Genomic DNA, 17,163 nt, shown 5'->3' with positions numbered 1-17,163 from the left:
TGCCGGCCGCTGGCCGGCATTGCCCTGATCCGTGGGCTGAAGTGCTTGCTGGCCAGCGGCCGGCACTACCAGGCTGCGCAGCCGGGCACGGGCTCGGCTCTGCATGGGTGCGGACCGCGGTCCGCACGCTTTATAGTGTCGCCCATGAATAAACGGGCCAGGGGCGCAAAGCGCCCGCTCCTCTATCTTTCCACCGCGCTGCTGGCCCTGGCCAGCAGTTCGGTGCTTGCCCTGGGTCTGGGCGACATCCGTGTGCTGTCCAGGCCGGGCCAGCCCCTGCTGGCCGAAATCCCGGTGATCTCCGCCGATCCGTCCGAGCTGGAGAATCTGCGTGTCGCGTTGGCCTCACCGGTCACCTTCGAGCGCGTCGGCCTGCAGCGGCCGACCGGCCTGGTTGGCGAACTGCAGTTCGAGCTGACCCGCAATGCACAGGGCAGGGCGGTGGTGCGTGTGACCTCGCAGACGCCGGTCGAGACCCCGTCGCTGAGCTTCCTGATCGAGGCCGACTGGGGCCAGGGCCGCCTGGTGCGTGAGTACTCGGCACTGGTCGATGCACCCTCCAGCGCACTGGCCGTGGCCGAGCCGGAAATCGTTGCGCCCGCGGGTACGCTCTCCAACACCATCGCCCGTGACGTCGCCGCTGCGCCCGCCGCTGCGGAGAGCGCGAGCGTGCCTGCGCCGTCCGCCACCGCCGCCACGCCGGCACCCGCTCCGGTTCGCCCGCGTGCAGCGGCTGCACCTGCCCCTGCATCAGCGCCCGATGGCAGCGTCACCGTCCAGCGTGGGCAGACCCTTTCGCAGATCGCCAGCGCGATGGCCCGCGGCAGCCAGGTCAGCCGCGACCGCGCGATGATCGCCCTGCTGCGTGCCAACCCGGAAGCCTTCATCCGTGGCAACATCAACCTGCTCAAGCAGGGCGCCGTGCTTCGCATGCCTGGCAGCGATGCGCTGGCAGCGGTCGATGCTGGCGAGGCCGCAGCGCTGGTGCGCGAACACGCCGCGCAGTGGCGGCAGGCGCGCACCGTGCCGCAACCTGCGGGTACCGTCGCCGCGGCCGCCAGGGCGGCAACCACGAACGCTTCTTCCCAGGCTGCGGCCAATGGGGCACGACTTGAAATCGCTCCGGCGCTGGCCTCCGACGCCGCGCACGCGGGCACAACCACCGGCACTGGAGCCGGCAGCGAGGGTGACATGCTGGGCAACGAACAACTGCGCCAGGCCCGCGAGGACATCGCGACCCGCGATGCCGAGATCGGCGAGCTGAAGCAGCGCGTGGCCGACCTGGAAAAACTCAAGGAACAGCAGCAGTCGCTGATCGCGATGAAGGACAACGACCTGGCCGCTGCGCAGCAGCGCCTGGCGCAGGCACCGGATGCCCGCGATGCGGCAACGCCGTGGTACTGGCTGGGTCTGCCGGTGCTGTTGCTGGCGGCCGGTGCGGCCTGGCTGCTGCGTCGTCGCAAGCCGTCGCCGCTGCCGCCGCTGCGCGAAGAAGGCGATGCCGCCGGCCTGGCCGCTGCGGTACCGGCGGGCGCAGCGCTGGATACGCTGGCCGAGCAGTCTTCGTGGTCGACGGCGGTGTCCGACAGTGGCCGCCAGGAGCCGGCGATGCCGGCCTGGGCGACCGAAATGGAGGTGCAGGATGACATGGCTGCCGAACCGGTTGTCGACATCGCTGCCCAGGCCGACTGGCAGGCGCAGACGCTGCGCGATGACGACGTGGTGGAGCTGCCCGAGGCAGTCACCGACCTGCCGCGCTGGGACGAACCGGTGGCCACGCCGGACAGCCCCGCACCGGTCGCCTCCGTGCAGGATGGACCGGACGCGCAGGCGGTCCCTGGCGAGGTGGCTGTGCCGGACTATGCGCTGCACGCCGAACAGCAACCGCAGTTCCGCGGTGTGTTCGACCTGCCGGCCGAGTCCCATGACAGCGACGTTTCCAGTGGCGCGCCGCACGACATGCTGGCCGCGGCCGCGCACGAAGACGCCGCCGCTGCACCGGCCGATGATGCCGGCTGGGCGCCGCGTGCCGGGCAGGAGCGCCTGGAGCTGGCCATTGCCTACCTCGATCTGGGCGATGCCCAGACCGCCCGTACCCTGCTGCAGGAAGTGGCCGAGGGCGGCGACCTGCACTGCCAGGCCCAGGCCCGCGAACTGCTGGCCCGCCTGCCGTGACCGACCCCACCGACAAGGATCGTGCCATGAGCCGCGAGCATCGCATCGACTACGTTGAATTCGCCTCCATCGATCCCGCGGCCAGCCGCGCCTTCTTCGAGAAGGCATTCGGCTGGTCGTTCGTCGACTATGGCAGCGACTACACCGCCTTCGACGATGGCCGCCTGCAGGGCGGCTTCTTCCGCGGCAAGCCGCAACGGGCCAGTGACAGCGGAGCGCCGCTGCTGGTGCTGTATGCCGACCAGCTGGCGCCGATCGAAGCGGCGGTGCGCAGCGCTGGCGGTGAGGTCGTGCGGCCGGTGTTCTCTTTCCCCGGCGGCAGCCGCTTCCAGTTCGTCGAGCCCGGTGGCAACGAACTGGCGGTCTGGTCCGAACGCGATCCGGCCTGAGCGCCGCCCCACCCGCAACATCGAGGTAGCACATGCGTTACGCGCTTGGCGTCGAATACGACGGCAGCGATTTCAGGGGCTGGCAGAACCTTGGCGAGGGCGGCCCCAGCGTGCAGGCCAGCCTTGAGCAGGCCCTGTCGTCGGTGGCCGATGCGCCGCTGCAGGTGGTCTGTGCCGGCCGTACCGATGCCGGCGTGCACGGCCAATGCCAGGTCGTCCATTTCGATACCGACGTGGTGCGCGATCCGCGCGCCTGGATGCTGGGCACCACCACCCGCCTGCCGCGCTCGATCGCGGTGCGCTGGTGCGTGCCGGTGGCCGATGATTTCCATGCCCGTTTCTCGGCGCGTGCGCGCCGCTACCGCTACCGCCTGCTCAACCGCGAAGTGCGGCCGGCGCTGCAGCGGCAGACCCTCAGCTGGGAGCGCCGTGCGCTGGACGCGGGCCTGATGCATGCCGCCGGCCAGGCCCTGCTTGGCGAGAACGACTTCAGCGCGTTCCGCTCGGTGCAATGCCAGGCGCTGCATGCACGGCGTGAACTGCAGTCACTGCAGGTCAGCCGCCAGGGCGAGGTGATCGAGGTCGCCGTGCAGGGCAATGCATTCCTTCATCACATGGTCCGCAATATCGTCGGATCGCTGATCCTGGTGGGCAGTGGCGAGAAGCCGGTGGAATGGATCGCCGAACTGCTGGCCGGGCGCGATCGCACCGTAGCCGGTCCCACCGCACCGCCGCAGGGCCTGGTGTTCCTTGGGCCCCTGTACCCCGACAACTGGCATCTGCCCGCCGAGGTCACGCTATGAGCCGCTCCTACTACCGCACACGCATCAAGTTCTGTGGCATGACCCGGGCCGGCGACGTCCGCCTGGCCGGTGAACTGGGTGTGGACGCGGTGGGTTTCATCTTTGCCCGTGAAAGCAGCCGCCGGGTCGCCCCGGCCGAGGCACGCGCGATGCGCCAGGCGATCGCGCCGATGGTCGACGTGGTGGCGTTGTTCCGCAACAACAGCAAGGAAGAGGTGCGCGAGGTACTGCGCACGGTAAGGCCGACCCTGCTGCAGTTCCACGGCGAGGAAGACGAGAGCTTCTGCCGCAGCTTCAACATGCCCTACCTGAAGGCGATCGCCATGGGCGGGCGTGAAGAGATCAACGCCCGCACCCTGCAGCTGCGCTATCCCAGCGCCGCCGGCTTCCTGTTCGACAGCCATGCGCCGGGCGGCGGTGGCGGTACCGGCGTGGCCTTCGACTGGGGCCGGATCCCGACCGGCCTGCATCGCCCGTTCCTGCTGGCCGGCGGGCTGAACCCGGAAAACGTCTACGACGCGGTGTTGGCCACCCTGCCGTGGGGCGTGGATGTCTCCAGCGGCATCGAACTGGAGCCGGGCATCAAGGACGGCTACAAGATGCGCACGTTCGTCGAGGAAGTACGCCGCGCCGATTGCACGGTTCTCGAGTGATTCGCGTCACTATTTACCCTGATCAGCGCCCGGATTTGAGCCTGCACGCATTCTTCACATAGGATGGTCCCAAGCACGCCTGCCACGAAGGCTGGCGTGGGGATCGACGGGACGCGCACGGCGCGCCCCGAACGGGCGGCCGCCGCCCATAGCCCAGGAAGGCAAGCGATGCAGGAGTTTCTCACCGTCGTGCTCGGTTACCCGACGCTGCCGTACAGCATTCTGCTGTTGGTGTCGGTGATGTATTGGGCAGTTGCGGCGTTCGGCCTGGTCGATGACGGTTTCGGCAATCTCGGCGCCGATGGCGGACTCGAGGCGGGGACCGACCTCAGTGGCCTGTCGGCCATGCTGGCGCGCTGGGGCCTGGGCGGCGTCCCGATCATGGTGGTGGTCACCCTGCTGGGCCTGTTCGGCTGGCTCATCACCTATTTCATCCACCTGTTCGCATTGCTGCCGCTGCCGGACCTGCTGCGCTGGGGCCTGGGTACGCTCGTGGCGGTGCTGGCACCGCTGCCTGCGGTACCTCTTACCGCGCTGATCCTGCGCCCGGTCCGGCGCTTCCTGCTGCGCCTGCGGCCGGTGCCGCAGGCATCGCTGCTGGGCCGGATCGGCGTGGTCGCATCGCCGAAAGTGGACGCACGCAGCGGTCATGCCACTGTCGATGATGGCGGTGCCGGGCTGGTGCTGCAGATCCGCAGCGACATCGAACTGCAGCGTGGCGAGCGCATCGTGCTGGTCGAGCATATGGCCGAGCAACACTATTACCGGGTGGTCCGCGCCGATGCGATCGCCCTTGATTTCCAGGACAACCTGCTTCCGGGCAACAAGGAGAATCATCAATGACGTTGGCATCCCTCTTACCGATCCTGGCCGTCGCCGGCGGCCTGCTCGTCCTGTTGCTGGGCGTGGCCGGGCTGTTCAAGGCCTTCTACCGCAAGGTCGACCAGGGCGTGGCCCTGATCGTCAACGACATGAGCTCCACGCCCAAGGTGCACTTCACCGGTGCGCTGATCATCCCGGTGCTGTACCGCGCCGAGCTGATGCGGATCAGCCTGATCACCCTGCAGATCGACCGCCGCGGCAAGGAAGGCCTGATCTGCCGCGACAACATGCGTGCCGATATCGCCGTGGCGTTCTACCTGCGGGTGAACGAGACCCAGGCCGACGTGCTGCGCGTGGCCAAGGCCATCGGTGCCGACCGTGCATCGGACAAGCATGCCGTCGACGAGCTGTTCAACGCCAAGTTCTCCGAAGCGCTGAAGACGGTCGGCAAGAAGTTCGACTTCACCGAACTGTTCGAGAAGCGCCAGGAGTTCCGCGACGAGATCATCGCGGTGATCGGCAATGACCTCAATGGCTACGTGCTGGAAGACGTGGCGATCGATTACCTGGAGCAGACTCCGAAGTCGCTGCTGGACCAGTTCAACATCCTCGACGCGCAGGGCATCCGCAAGATCACCGAGCTGACCGCCGCGCAGAACGTGGTGACCAACGAGCTGGAGCAGAACGAGAAGCTCGCCATCACCAAGAAAAACGTGGAAGCGCGCGAAGCGCTGCTGGCGCTGGAACGCCAGCAGGCCGAAGCCGAAGCACGCCAGAAGCGCGAGATCGAGACCATCCGCGCGCGCGAGGAGGCCGAGACCGCCAAGGTGCAGGAAGAGCAGCGCCAGCTGTCCGAGAATGCCCGCATCGAAGCACAGCAGCTGATCGAGATCCGCGACCAGAACCGCCTGCGCGAAGTGGAAGTGGCCGAGCAGAACCGCCAGCGTGCCGTGGCCATCGAGGCCGAGCGCGTGGAGCGCGCACGCCAGCTGGAGCAGGTCACCACCGACCGCGAAGTGCAGCTGCAGGGCGTGGAGCGCGACAAGGTGGTCGAGCAGGGCAAGATGGACGTGGCCAACATCACCCGCGAACGCATCTCCATCGACAAGACCGTGGCGCAGGAAGAAGAGCGCATCAAGGAAGTGCGCGAGGTTTCCGAGGCAGACCGCCAGAAGCAGGTGCTGATCCTGGAAGCCGAAGCCAAGGCGCAGGAATCGCTGGTGCGCGAGGTGAAGGAAGCGCAGGCGCGCGAGACCGCCTCCAAGCACCGCGCGGTGGAACTGACCACGCTGGCCCAGGCCGAGCACGAAGCGGCCGGCAAGCAGGCCGAAGCCAAGCGCCTGCTGGCCGATGCGCTGCGTGCCGAGCAGGCTGCGCCGGGCCTGGCCGAAGCGCAGGTGCGTGAAGCCTCGGCGCTGGCCATCGAGAAGGTCGGCATTGCCGAGGCCCGCGTGATCGAAGCCAAGGCCGAAGCCAGCCTGAAGCAAGGCAGCAACGAGGCCCGCGTACTGGCCGAGACCCTGCAGGCGCAGGCACAGGGCGAAGAGAAGATGGGCCTGGCGCGTGCCACCGCCACCGAATCGCTGGGCAACGCAGAAGCGGGCGTGGTGCAGAAGAAGCTGCTGGCCGAGGCTGAAGGCCTGGTGCGCAAGTTCGAAGCCATTGCCTCGCTGAGCGACCAGGCACGTGGCCACGAAGAGTTCCGCATGATGCTGGACAACAGCCTGAAGCAGGCGCTGGCCTCGATCGAGGCCGGCAAGGAAGTCTCGCGCGAGAACGCCAATGTCATCGCCAGCGCGCTGCGCAACGCCGACATCGACCTGGTCGGTGGCGACGGCGGCATGTTCGAGAACCTGGTCAAGGCGGTGTCGCTGGGCAAGTCGATCGAAGGCTTCGCCGGCAAGAGCCCGATCGTGCAGGAGCTGATGCAGCGCTACCTGGGCGTGGCCGTGGCCGAACCGGCACCGCGCCAGATCGCCGAGGATGCCGAAGCGGTGCCGACCGTGTCGGCCACCGTGGTCGACAGCGCCCGTTGATGCATCGGGCGATGGCTGCTGCGGCCATCGCCCTCCCGCGCCGGCCGCAACCGCGGCCGTCTGCCCGTGAGCCGGAAGCCTGCTGATGTCTGATACCCATCCGTCCGCCGAATCCACTGCACCGGAGGCCGGCGGCAATACCGTCGACCAGGCCGTTGCCCAAGGCGGCGCCTACGAAGTCCTGCGCCGCCGCCTGGCCGAGCAGGGCCAGCGCCTGCAGGGCCTGGCCGAAACGCTCAACCGCCAGCGCCTGGCCGAGTTCGGTGACAGCCGCCTGGAGGTGGTCGGGCGCTTCCGCATCCGCAGCGAAAACAACTGCGTCGGCCGTGACATCGTGCAGGTCGGGCCGGACCGCCTGCTGTTCGGCTACAACGTGTTCATCGGGCTGAAGACCCAGACCCGTATCGAGGATGTGTTCGGCCTGTACCGGTTGGTGCAGGGCAGCGACGGCTACGACGTCGCCGCGCTGGAGCTGAAGGGCAGCTTCCTCGACCAGCCCGGCTTCGTGCACGACTTCAACGAGCTGTACGCCTACTACAAGCACGCACGCCTGCTGCAGCTGATCGTGGTGGGCGACAAGCTGCTGGCCTCGTTCCAGATCGGCGAGCGCAGCAGCGACGTGCGCGTGTTCCGCTGGGCGCTGGCGCGCGATGGCGAGCTGACCTATCTGGATGCGCGCGGCGAGCGCGATATCGCACTGCCGCCGCCGTTCGACTTCGAATGGACAAGGGCCACCCGCGACCTGGCGGTCAATGGCCGCCATTCGCACCTGAACATCCTCGACACCCTGTTCGTGGAGACCACTGGCGGCGACCTCACCATCAAGGTCGAGAACAACACCGAAACCGGGCAGGGCATCTACAGCGAACCGGTGGAGGACAGTACGCAGTCGCTGGACGACGCCCAGTTCGAATTCGCACGGGTTGGTTCGCTGGTCCTGCTGAAGGTGCTGCCCTACCGGGAGACGGAATGGCGCGGCCTGATCTACAACACGCTGACCGGCGGCATCGTGCGCAACGATGCGATCGTGCAGGCCTGCGTGCAGCTGCCCGAAGACCACGGCGTGATTTTCCCGGGCGGCTATTACCTGCAGGGCGGCGAGCACAAGGCATTCGACGCCTCGATGGCCGGCATGCAGTTCAAGCGCAGTATCCGTTCGCCGAACGGCGAGGACGTGCTGTACATCTTCTACGAGCGCGAGGGCGGGCGCTCGGCTCTGTTCGTCTACAACACCATCCAGCGCATATTGCAGAACCCGGTGTTCGGCCATGGCTACGCCTTGTTGCAGGACGGGCGCATGGTGCTGTTCCATGCCGAAGGCAGCGAACCCACCCGCATCCATCCGATGCAGGTCTGGCACACACCGTTCAGCAGTGACGAATTCGCCGCCAGCCGGCCGCCTGGCAACACCTTCATGGGCCGCATCGGCAACGCCGAACTGGTGCGCGGCATTTCCAACCTGTTCAACCTCGCACGCGAGATCGATGGCCAGGACGTGTCGGTACAGCGTTACCAGCGACTGGTAGCTGATACCCGGCGCCTGTTCGATGCCCACCACTGGCTGGGCGACGCGGCCTGCGATGGTGCCGAGGCGCTGCTGCGGCAGATCAGCGCCACCGGCGAATCGGTGCTGGACGAATACGAGAAGGTGCAGTCGATCCGCCAGCAGTCGGCACAGGCGATGGTCGAGGCAGAGGCCGCGCACAAGGCGCTGCTGGGCCGGCTGCAGCCGCAGAACTGGAACGAGGTGCAGGCCTTCGTCGAGGCCCTCAACGCAATCACTGCACTGCGCGGACGCCTGTTGACCATCCGCGAGCTGCGCTACATCGACACCGCGCGCATCGAAGTGATGGCGGCCGAGCTGGTGGAGGCGCAGGACCGCGTCGGCGCCGCCACGGGTGATTTCCTCGCTGGCGACGCCGCGCTGGCGCCGCTGGCCACGCGCCTGCAGGCGCTGGATGAAGCGGCGCAGCAGGCACAGAGCGCCCGCCAGCTGGACGAGCAGCTGGAAGGGTTGCGTGGCATGGCCGCCGACCTGGACATGCTGTCCGAGCTGATGGCCGGCCTGAAGGTGGACGATGCCACTGCCCGCACCCGCGTGGTCGAGTCGATCTCGGTGCTGTACGGGCGCCTCAACCAGGCGCGCGCGCGCGCCGACCAGCGTCGCCGGTCGCTGGGTTCGGCCGAGGCCGTGGCGCAGTTTGCCGCGCAGTTCGCGCTGTTCTCGCAGTCGATCACCAGCGCGCTGGCGCTGGCCACCGACCCCGAACGCGCCGACGAGCAGCTTTCGCGCCTGTTGGTGCAGTTGGAGGAGCTGGAAAGCCAGTTCGGCGAACACGAGCAGTTCCTCGGCGACATCCTGAGCAAACGCGAAGAGCTGGTCGAAGCCTTCGAGACGCACAAGCAGGCACTGCTGGATGACCGCCAGCGCAAGGCGCGTTCGGTGCTGGATGCGGCCAACCGCATTCTCGATGGTCTGGCCAAGCGCACCGAGCGCTTCGCCACCGCCGACGAGCTCAATGCGTTCTTCGCCGGCGATCCGCTGATCCTCAAGCTGCGTGAGCTGGCCGAACGCCTGCGCGCGTTGCATGACAACGTCAAGGCCGACGACATCGAGGCGCGGCTGAAAGGCGTGCGTGACCAGGCGGTGCGCCAGCTGCGCGACCGCAGTGATCTGTACGAAGCGGGCGGCAACGTGGTGCGGCTGGGACCGCGGCACCGCTTCAGCGTCAACACCCAGGCGCTGGATCTGACCCTGCTGCCGCGGGGCGATACGCTGGCGATCCACCTGACCGGCACCGACTTCCTTGAAACCCTGCACGACCCGGAGCTGGATGCACTGAAGCCGTTCTGGCCGGTCACCCTGGACTCGGAATCGCCCACGCTGTATCGCGGCGAGTATCTGGCCGGCAGCCTGCTGATGGCCGCGCAGGAGGGCAGCGACGGCCTCGATCTGGCCACGTTGCAGCATGAAGCCGCCACCCCCGAAGCACTGGACCAGCGCGTGCGTGCGTTCGCCGCACCGCGCTACCGCGAAGGCTACGAGCGCGGCATCCATGACCATGATGCCGCACTGATACTGCGTGCATTGCTGCCCCTGCAGCAGGCGGCCGGCAGCCTGCGCCATGCACCGCGGGTGCGTGCGCTGGCACTGCTGTTCTGGGCTGCCGAGCAGCGGCGCGAAGCCGTGGCGCAATGGCCGGGCCGACAGATGGGTGCCGAAGCGCTGGCACGCCTGCTGGGGTCCGACGAAGGGCGGCTGGCGTTGCGTGCTGAAATGGCCGAGGCACTGCTGGCGTACACGCAATCCCACGCGTTGCCGTTCGATGCCGATGCTGCAGAGGCTGCGGCCGCCTACCTGGGCGAAGAGCTGGCGACCGGCGAGCCGGTGTTCAGCAGCAGTCGCCATGCGGTGGCGCTGCTGGATGCGCTACAGCAGCAGCTGGAGCAGGCCGGGCAGCGTGAGGCGGTCGAACGCGCCCTGCAGCGCAGCCAGGATCCGCTGGCCACGCGCTGGGCGCTGGCCGGGCAGTGGCTGCGTGCGCTGGCGCGGCTGCCGGCGCATGCCCTGCATGCCGGATACGTCGACGAGGCCGCGGCACTGCTGCTGGTGCAGCGCCAGCTGAGCACCCGTGCCCGCGACACCGCGTTGCAGGCGGAGGTCAGTGGCCTGCTGGGTGAACATGCGCGCATCAGCAACGGCACGCTGGTGGTATCGCTGGATGATTTCCTCACGCGCCTGCAGCAGCACCTGCGCGACTTCGTGCCGGCATTCCATGCCTACCAGGCACTGCGACAGGGCATCATCGGCCGCGAGCGCGAGACCCTGCGGCTTTCCGAGTTCAAGGCGCGGCCGCTGTCCTCGTTCGTGCGGAACAGGCTGATCAACGATGTCTACCTGGGCGTGATCGGTGACAACCTGGCCAAGCAGATGGGCACGGTCGGCGAGAACAAGCGCAGCGATCTGATGGGTCTGCTGATGATGATTTCGCCCCCGGGCTACGGCAAGACCACGCTGATGGAATATGTGGCGCACCGACTGGGCCTGGTCTTCATGAAGATCAACGGCCCGGCGCTGGGTCACGAGGTGCGCTCGCTGGACCCGGCACAGGCACCGGACGCGACCTCGCGGCAGGAACTGGAGAAGCTCAACCTGGCGCTGGAGATGGGCAACAACACCATGCTGTATGTGGACGACATCCAGCACACCCATCCCGAATTCCTGCAGAAGTTCATCTCGCTGTGCGATGGTACCCGCCGTATCGAGGGTGTGTGGCGTGGTCGCACCCGCACCTATGACATGCGCGGCAAGAAGTTCTGCGTGGTGATGGCCGGCAACCCGTACACCGAGTCCGGCGAAGTGTTCAAGATTCCCGACATGCTGGCCAACCGTGCCGACATCTACAACCTCGGTGATGTGCTCGGTGGCATGGAGGCGGCCTTTACCCTCAGCTACATCGAGAACAGCCTGACGTCCAACCCGGTGCTGGCGCCGCTGGCCACGCGCGACATGGCTGACCTGTACGTGCTGGTCGACCGTGCGATGGGCAAGGAAGTCTCGACCAACGGTCTCAGCCACGCCTACAGCAGCGCGGAAATCAATGAAATCACCGCCACCCTGCAGCGCATGCTGCGCGTGCGCGACGTGGTCTACCGGGTCAACCAGCAGTACATCGCCAGTGCCGCGCAGGACGATCGCTACCGTACCGAGCCGCCGTTCCGGCTCCAGGGCAGCTACCGCAACATGAACAAGCTGGCCGAGAAGATCTCGCCGGTGATGAACGAGGACGAGCTGCAGCAGTTGATCTCCGACCACTACCTGGGCGAGGCACAGCTGCTGACCACCGGCGCCGAAGAAAACCTGTTGAAGCTGGCCGAACTGCGCGGCGTGCTGGACGACACGCAGGCGCAGCGATGGACGCAGATCAAGCGCGATTTCCTGCGCAACAAGGCCATGGGTGCCGACGACAGCGATGTCGGGGGGCGCGTGGTTGCGCAGCTGGCCGACATCGCCACCGCCCTGCAGCTGCCACCGCCGGCGCCGGAGGCGATCGCCGTTGCCGACCCGGCACCGTGGCCGGCGTTGCTGGAGGCCTTGCATCGCCTTTCTGAAACCCGTCCCGCAGCCACCGCGCCGGAGCCGGTCGCGGCGGCCCCCAGCGTGCCGGCCACGGTCCTGGCCGACGACCTGCAGGCTGGCCTGGCGCCGTTGGTGGAATTGTTGGCGGCATCGCAGGCGCAGCAGGCACAGGTGTCGCAGACCCTGGCCGCATTCGCCGGCTGGGCGCGGCAGCAGGTCGAGCGTGGCGTGCCGAACAGTGTGGTGGCGCAGCGTGCGCGCGTGCGCCGTGCCACGACGCCGGAGGAGCGCGCGCTGGATGAAGCCCTGATGCGCCACTTCTATGGCGAGTCGTTGCCGCCGGGCGACAGCGAGGACATTCCGGCAACGACACCGAAGCCGCCGCCGCTGCCGTGACCACGCAGGCGCCACTGCCGCCACCAAGCTTGCCGGACACGGCCGATGTCGCCGTGCTGGCCGACTATGGTGCGCCGTTGCTGCAGGCGCTGGCGCGGCGCGAAACACCGTTGCCGCCGGGCGCGGGCGAAGGCCTGGTGGCGGCACTGGCACGCATCGCGCTGGCCCTGCAGGCCGATAACCCGGCGCAGATCCGGCAGCAGGAGAGCTGGTGGGGCCGATTGCTGGGGCGCGATGTCGATCGCGAGGCGGAAGGGCGTGCGCTGCAGTCGCAGCTGGGCGTGCTGGCCCTGCAGGCGCGTGAGCAGGCCCAGCACCTGCAGCAGCACCTGCAGCTGCGGGCCATGGCCATCGCCGAGCACTCAGCGGCGGCCGCAGCGCTGGACGACTGGGTCGGGCTGGCTGCGGCGCGGCTGACGTCGCTGGATATCGCCGGCCAGGCCGCGCTGTCGCAACGGCTGGATCATCTTCGCCGGCTGGCCTCGCTGCGCCGTCTGGAAGCCCATCAATGGCAGCTGCTGCAGGACCAGGACATCGTGCTGCTGCAACGCTTCGCGCGCATCCATGACGTCCTGTTGCCGGCCTGGCGGCAGGCCGCCGTGGCGGGCCAGGCCGCGGCCGGCGCCACACTGGCCGCGAAGGCCGCCTCGCTGCACGCACAGATCGATGACGAGGTAGCCGCAGCTCAGGCTAGACTGCCTTGAGCCGGCCGCCGCTGCCGCTTACCCAACTGCAAGGAGACTGCCCGATGACCCAGGACAGCCAGAGCCCCGGTGCCCTCGTGCCCGGCACCACCACCGGCACTGCGCTTGATGAAGGCGCACTGCAGGCGCTGGGCCTGGTCCGCGAGGATCTGCCGCGCATCGCCGAGATCCGTCTGGAGCTGGATGACCTGCGCCCGGGCAACCTGCAGGTGTTCGGGCGCGAAGCGGCCACGCGCACCGCAGCGTTTTCCAGCCAGTTGCTGGACCAGGTGCGCAATCGTGATCTGGATGCCAGCGGCGAGAAACTGGGCGAAGTGGTGCGCATCGCGCGCAGCCTGAAGCTGGACGGCTTCGCCCAGCGGTCGAAGGTGCCGGTGATCGGTGGCCTGATCGACCGCCTGCGCGTATCCAAGGGCGAGCTGGTGCAGAAGTTCAGCGACACCAACGCGCAGATCGAGCAGTTGCTGGGCGATGTCGGTGTGCAACAGGCGCTGATGGGCAAGCGCGTGGGCGAGTTCGACCGCATGCACGACATCGTCCGTGAAGAACGCCATGCGCTCGGCTTGTATGCCGCCGCCGGCAAGCAGCGACTGGCCGAACTGCGGGCCGAGCAGCTGGCCGGGCAGGGCAGTGAGGATCCGCAGCAGCGCATCCGCCAGGGTGAAGTCGACAACGCGATCCGCCTGATCGAAAAGCGCGTGTCCGACCTGCAGCTGATGCAGCACGCGGCCGATCAGTCACTACCGATGATCCGCCTGATCCAGGCCAACGCGCTGCAGCTGATCGAGAAGTTCAACACGGTGCGCGAGATCACCATCCCGTCGTGGAAGCGCCAGTTCGCCATCCAGCTTTCGCTGGGCGAGCAGAAGGCCGCGGTCGAGCTGTCCACCGCCATCGACGATGCCACCAACGAGCTGATGCGCGGCAATGCCGACCTGCTGCGCCAGGCCTCGGTGGATACCGCGCGCAGCAACCAGCGCGGCGTGATCGACGTGGCCACGCTGCGCCACGTGCACGACCAGTTGATCGCCACGGTCGAGGAAGTGCGCAGCATCCATCGCGAAGGCATGCAGCAGCGGCAGCAGGCCGAAGTGGAACTGTCGCGGCTGCGCGAGGACCTGCAGCAGCGGCTGGCCACCCCGACCGCCAGCTGAAAAAGGGGACGGAGGGAATTAAGTCGTTTGTGCCACTTCCGACTTAATCCCCTCCGTCCCCTTTTTGCTGTCAGCGGAGTTGCTGGCCCAGCCAGTCGGCCAGCGCATCCACGCGTGCATCGGCCGGTCCGTCCGGTCGCGCCAGCACCCAGAAACCACCGGTGGCGGCAAACCCCCACGGCGCGACCAGTCGCCCGGCGGCCAGGTCTTCGGCCACCAGCGGCTCGGGGGCGATTGCCGGACCCAGCCCGGCCACTGCGGCTTCCAGCAGGTAGTACAGGTGCTCGAAGGCGGTACCCAGCTGCAGCTTCGCGGTGTCCAATTGGTGCGCCTGCGCCCACGCCGGCCACGCCTGCGGCCGTGAGCTGGTGTGCAGCAGCGTCTCCAGCAGCAGTGCCGAGGGTGGTACATGCCGCAGGCGCAGCGCCGCCGGATGCGAGGGGGCCACCACCACGCCGACCCGCTCCGGCGCCAGCTCACGCACCTGCCAGCCCCGGGGCCATGGCCCCTGCGCCAGCAACAGCACCGCATCCAGTGCGGCCTGCGCCTCGGTGAAGCTGCCATCCAGCGCCGACCACTGCAGGCGTACGCCGGGCAGGGCGGCCTGCAGCGCGGGCAGGCGCGGAATCATCCAGCGCGCCAGCACGCTGCCACTGCAGCCCAGCACCAGCGCCGGGGCCGCCGCCGGCCGCCGCAGTTCGCGCACGCAGTCTTCGATGCCGCTGAAGGCCTCGCTGCATGCTGCCTGCAGGCGCGTGCCCGCAGCGGTCAGGCGCAGGCCGCGGCCGGCACGCTGGAACAGTGCCAGGCCGAGGTGGTCTTCCAGCAGCTTCAGCTGCCGGCTGACCGCACCGTGGGTGACGTGCAGATCCTGCGCGGCACGGCCAACCCCGCCCAGGCGGGCGGTGGCCTCGAACGCGCGCAGCGCATTGAGCGGTGGCAGCAAGGAACGACTCATGTGAGATTTCCTGACGATATACGCCAGATAATATCCATTTTCCGGTCATGACCCGTGCGCTAGAGTATCCACCTGTCTCGAACCAGCGGTCGCTTCCATGTCTGCCTCCCCCATTGCCGACTACCACGCCTTCCCGGATGCCCAGGGCCATTTCGGCCGCTACGGCGGCAGCTTCGTTGCCGAAACCCTGGTCGGCCCGCTGCAGGAACTGGCGCAGGCCTATGACCAGGCCCGCCAGGACCCGGCATTCCAGGCCGCCTACGACCGCGACCTGGCCCACTACGTGGGCCGGCCGAGCCCGATCTACCACGCCCAGCGCCTGAGCGACCATGTTGGCGGCGCGCAGATCCTGCTCAAGCGTGAGGACCTGAACCACACCGGCGCGCACAAGATCAACAACACCATCGGCCAGGCGCTGCTGGCGGCGCGGATGGGCAAGAAGCGCATCATCGCCGAGACCGGTGCCGGCCAGCACGGCGTGGCCAGCGCCACCGTTGCCGCGCGGCTGGGCCTGGAGTGCGTGGTGTACATGGGCGCCACCGACATCGAGCGGCAGAAGATCAACGTCTACCGCATGAAGCTGCTCGGCGCGACGGTGGTGCCGGTCACCTCCGGCTCGGCCACCCTGAAGGACGCGCTCAACGAAGCGATGCGCGACTGGGTGACCAATGTGCAGGACACCTTCTACATCATCGGTACGGTTGCCGGCCCGGATCCCTATCCGCGCATGGTGCGCGATTTCAACGCCATCGTCGGCCGCGAAGCACGCGAGCAGATGCTGGCCGAGTACGGCCGCCTGCCCGATGCGATCACCGCCTGCGTCGGTGGTGGCAGCAATGCCATCGGCCTGTTCCATGCCTTCCTCAACGATCGCCAGGTCGAGATCGTCGGCGCCGAAGCCGCAGGCGATGGCATCAGCACCGGCCGCCACGCCGCGTCGATCGCTGCCGGTCGCCCGGGCGTGCTGCATGGCAACCGCACCTATGTGCTGTGCGACGACGACGGCCAGATCATCGAGACCCATTCGGTGTCGGCCGGCCTGGACTATCCGGGCGTCGGCCCCGAGCACGCATTCCTGGCCGACACCGGCCGTGCACGCTACCTCGGCATCACCGATGAAGAAGCACTGCAGGCCTTCCACCTGCTGGCGCATACCGAGGGCATCCTGCCGGCGCTGGAGTCCAGCCATGCGCTGGCACAGGCGATCAAGCTGGCGCGTGAGCGTCCGCGTGACCAGATCGTGCTGTGCAATCTGTCCGGCCGTGGCGACAAGGACGTGCATACCATCGCCGCGCGCGAAGGGCTGGTGCTGTGAGCGCGCTGCTGCGGAACAGTGGCGTGCTGCTGCTGGCGCTGGGGTTGGCCGCGTGCCAGCCGCCGGAGCCGCCGGTACTGGCACCGGCCGCCAAGGCCACCACGCAGCCGGCACAGCAGTCGGCCGCCAACGACGACCTCGACCTGATCGCGCGCGCGCCGATCGTCGATCCGCCGTCGGCGGAAGGCGCGGACAGCGACGACGCGCCCGCGGTGGCCTCGGTGGCGCTGGATCATGCCGGCGAGGTGCTGATCGGCCAGCATATGGCTGATCTGAAGGCACTCGGGCCATGGACGGCACAAGGGGCGGTCGAAGCCATCGGCGGCAGTTGCGAGTACTACGACGGCAAGGGGCTGCCACCCGGCGTGTCGATGATGACCGATGAAGATCGCGTCGTCCGTTTCGATCTCGGCCTGGACCCGGAGAGCGGGGCGCCGACCCAGCAGCCCGGTCCGTTCGGCCTGCGGGTCGGCATGACGCGCGCCCAGGCCATGGCCCAGTTCCCGAAGCCGCCGGTATCCAGCCCGCATGCCTACGACGGTGACCAGGGCGAGTACCTCACCTGGCAGGACCCGGGCTCGGACCTGGGTATCCGCCTGGAATTGTTTGAAGGGAAGGTCACCCGGATGTACTGGGGAACCAGCGATGCGATTGAACTGATTGAAGGATGTGCCTGAA

General features: G+C 68.1%; 12 protein-coding genes. 11 read left to right on the top strand and 1 reads right to left on the bottom strand.

All coding sequences use genetic code 11. From position 1 onward, the window contains the following. Window positions 1-144 precede the first annotated feature (144 nt). From V3B30_RS09285 to V3B30_RS09245, 9 genes are all read left to right on the top strand, one after another. On the top strand, window positions 145-2,175 hold the full coding sequence (locus tag V3B30_RS09285; protein WP_262082795.1) for a FimV/HubP family polar landmark protein: 2,031 nt from the start codon (window positions 145-147) through the stop codon (window positions 2,173-2,175). A 26-nt stretch (window positions 2,176-2,201) separates the two neighbouring features. Beyond that, on the top strand, window positions 2,202-2,564 hold the full coding sequence (locus V3B30_RS09280) for a VOC family protein (protein WP_262082794.1): 363 nt from the start codon (window positions 2,202-2,204) through the stop codon (window positions 2,562-2,564). Window positions 2,565-2,596: 32 nt separating this feature from the next. After that, a complete protein-coding gene (gene truA, locus V3B30_RS09275; protein ID WP_014647888.1) occupies window positions 2,597-3,367 on the top strand; it encodes a tRNA pseudouridine(38-40) synthase TruA in 771 nt (256 codons plus the stop codon). Beyond that, window positions 3,364-4,020, top strand: coding sequence for a phosphoribosylanthranilate isomerase (locus V3B30_RS09270; RefSeq protein WP_014037969.1), 657 nt, complete (start codon window positions 3,364-3,366; stop codon window positions 4,018-4,020). Before truA ends, V3B30_RS09270 begins: the two co-directional genes overlap by 4 nt. Window positions 4,021-4,188: 168 nt before the next feature. Then, window positions 4,189-4,863: a hypothetical protein gene (locus V3B30_RS09265; protein ID WP_100473484.1), complete on the top strand. Its 675-nt coding sequence runs from the start codon at window positions 4,189-4,191 to the stop codon at window positions 4,861-4,863. Next, window positions 4,860-6,878, top strand: coding sequence for a hypothetical protein (locus V3B30_RS09260; protein ID WP_075677095.1), 2,019 nt, complete (start codon window positions 4,860-4,862; stop codon window positions 6,876-6,878). The genes V3B30_RS09265 and V3B30_RS09260 overlap by 4 nt, the downstream gene beginning before the upstream one ends. An 85-nt stretch (window positions 6,879-6,963) precedes the next feature. Next, on the top strand, window positions 6,964-12,354 hold the full coding sequence (locus V3B30_RS09255; protein WP_262082793.1) for a DNA repair ATPase: 5,391 nt from the start codon (window positions 6,964-6,966) through the stop codon (window positions 12,352-12,354). Beyond that, complete coding sequence (locus tag V3B30_RS09250) at window positions 12,351-13,058, top strand: hypothetical protein (RefSeq protein ID WP_329809649.1); 708 nt, start codon at window positions 12,351-12,353, stop codon at window positions 13,056-13,058. Before V3B30_RS09255 ends, V3B30_RS09250 begins: the two co-directional genes overlap by 4 nt. 44 nt (window positions 13,059-13,102) lie before the next feature. After that, the gene (locus V3B30_RS09245; RefSeq protein WP_262082791.1) at window positions 13,103-14,212 is read left to right on the top strand and encodes a toxic anion resistance protein; all 1,110 of its coding nucleotides are present in this window, start codon (window positions 13,103-13,105) and stop codon (window positions 14,210-14,212) included. Window positions 14,213-14,282: 70 nt separating this feature from the next. Here V3B30_RS09245 and V3B30_RS09240 read toward each other — a convergent pair whose 3' ends face one another. After that, window positions 14,283-15,170 (bottom strand): LysR family transcriptional regulator, encoded by an 888-nt coding sequence (locus V3B30_RS09240; RefSeq protein ID WP_262082790.1) that lies wholly within the window; start codon window positions 15,168-15,170, stop codon window positions 14,283-14,285. Between the two features lie 97 nt (window positions 15,171-15,267). On the opposite strand from V3B30_RS09240, the gene trpB reads away from it, so the two are divergent. Together trpB and V3B30_RS09230 are read left to right on the top strand one after the other, a co-directional pair. After that, window positions 15,268-16,485: a tryptophan synthase subunit beta gene (gene trpB, locus V3B30_RS09235; protein WP_014647880.1), complete on the top strand. Its 1,218-nt coding sequence runs from the start codon at window positions 15,268-15,270 to the stop codon at window positions 16,483-16,485. After that, the gene (locus V3B30_RS09230; protein WP_262082789.1) at window positions 16,482-17,162 is read left to right on the top strand and encodes a hypothetical protein; all 681 of its coding nucleotides are present in this window, start codon (window positions 16,482-16,484) and stop codon (window positions 17,160-17,162) included. The genes trpB and V3B30_RS09230 overlap by 4 nt, the downstream gene beginning before the upstream one ends. Window position 17,163: the final 1 nt, after the last annotated feature.

Source organism: Stenotrophomonas sp. SMYL41, assembly GCF_036319965.1.
Classification (GTDB): domain Bacteria; phylum Pseudomonadota; class Gammaproteobacteria; order Xanthomonadales; family Xanthomonadaceae; genus Stenotrophomonas; species Stenotrophomonas maltophilia_R.
The sequence above is the reverse complement of the archived record's forward strand: the minus strand, read 5'-3'. Positions and strand labels throughout refer to the sequence as shown.

Bases quoted from the DNA above. Each gene is read 5' to 3' on its own strand.
- V3B30_RS09255 (WP_262082793.1), top strand. From the start codon at position 6,964: ATGTCTGATACCCATCCGTCCGCCGAATCCACTGCACCGGAGGCCGGC.
- V3B30_RS09270 (WP_014037969.1), top strand. From the start codon at position 3,364: ATGAGCCGCTCCTACTACCGCACACGCATCAAGTTCTGTGGCATGACC.
- V3B30_RS09245 (WP_262082791.1), top strand. From the start codon at position 13,103: ATGACCCAGGACAGCCAGAGCCCCGGTGCCCTCGTGCCCGGCACCACC.
- trpB (WP_014647880.1), top strand. From the start codon at position 15,268: ATGTCTGCCTCCCCCATTGCCGACTACCACGCCTTCCCGGATGCCCAG.
- V3B30_RS09280 (WP_262082794.1), top strand. From the start codon at position 2,202: ATGAGCCGCGAGCATCGCATCGACTACGTTGAATTCGCCTCCATCGAT.
- V3B30_RS09265 (WP_100473484.1), top strand. From the start codon at position 4,189: ATGCAGGAGTTTCTCACCGTCGTGCTCGGTTACCCGACGCTGCCGTAC.
- V3B30_RS09260 (WP_075677095.1), top strand. From the start codon at position 4,860: ATGACGTTGGCATCCCTCTTACCGATCCTGGCCGTCGCCGGCGGCCTG.
- V3B30_RS09285 (WP_262082795.1), top strand. From the start codon at position 145: ATGAATAAACGGGCCAGGGGCGCAAAGCGCCCGCTCCTCTATCTTTCC.
- V3B30_RS09240 (WP_262082790.1), bottom strand. From the start codon at position 15,170: ATGAGTCGTTCCTTGCTGCCACCGCTCAATGCGCTGCGCGCGTTCGAG.
- truA (WP_014647888.1), top strand. From the start codon at position 2,597: ATGCGTTACGCGCTTGGCGTCGAATACGACGGCAGCGATTTCAGGGGC.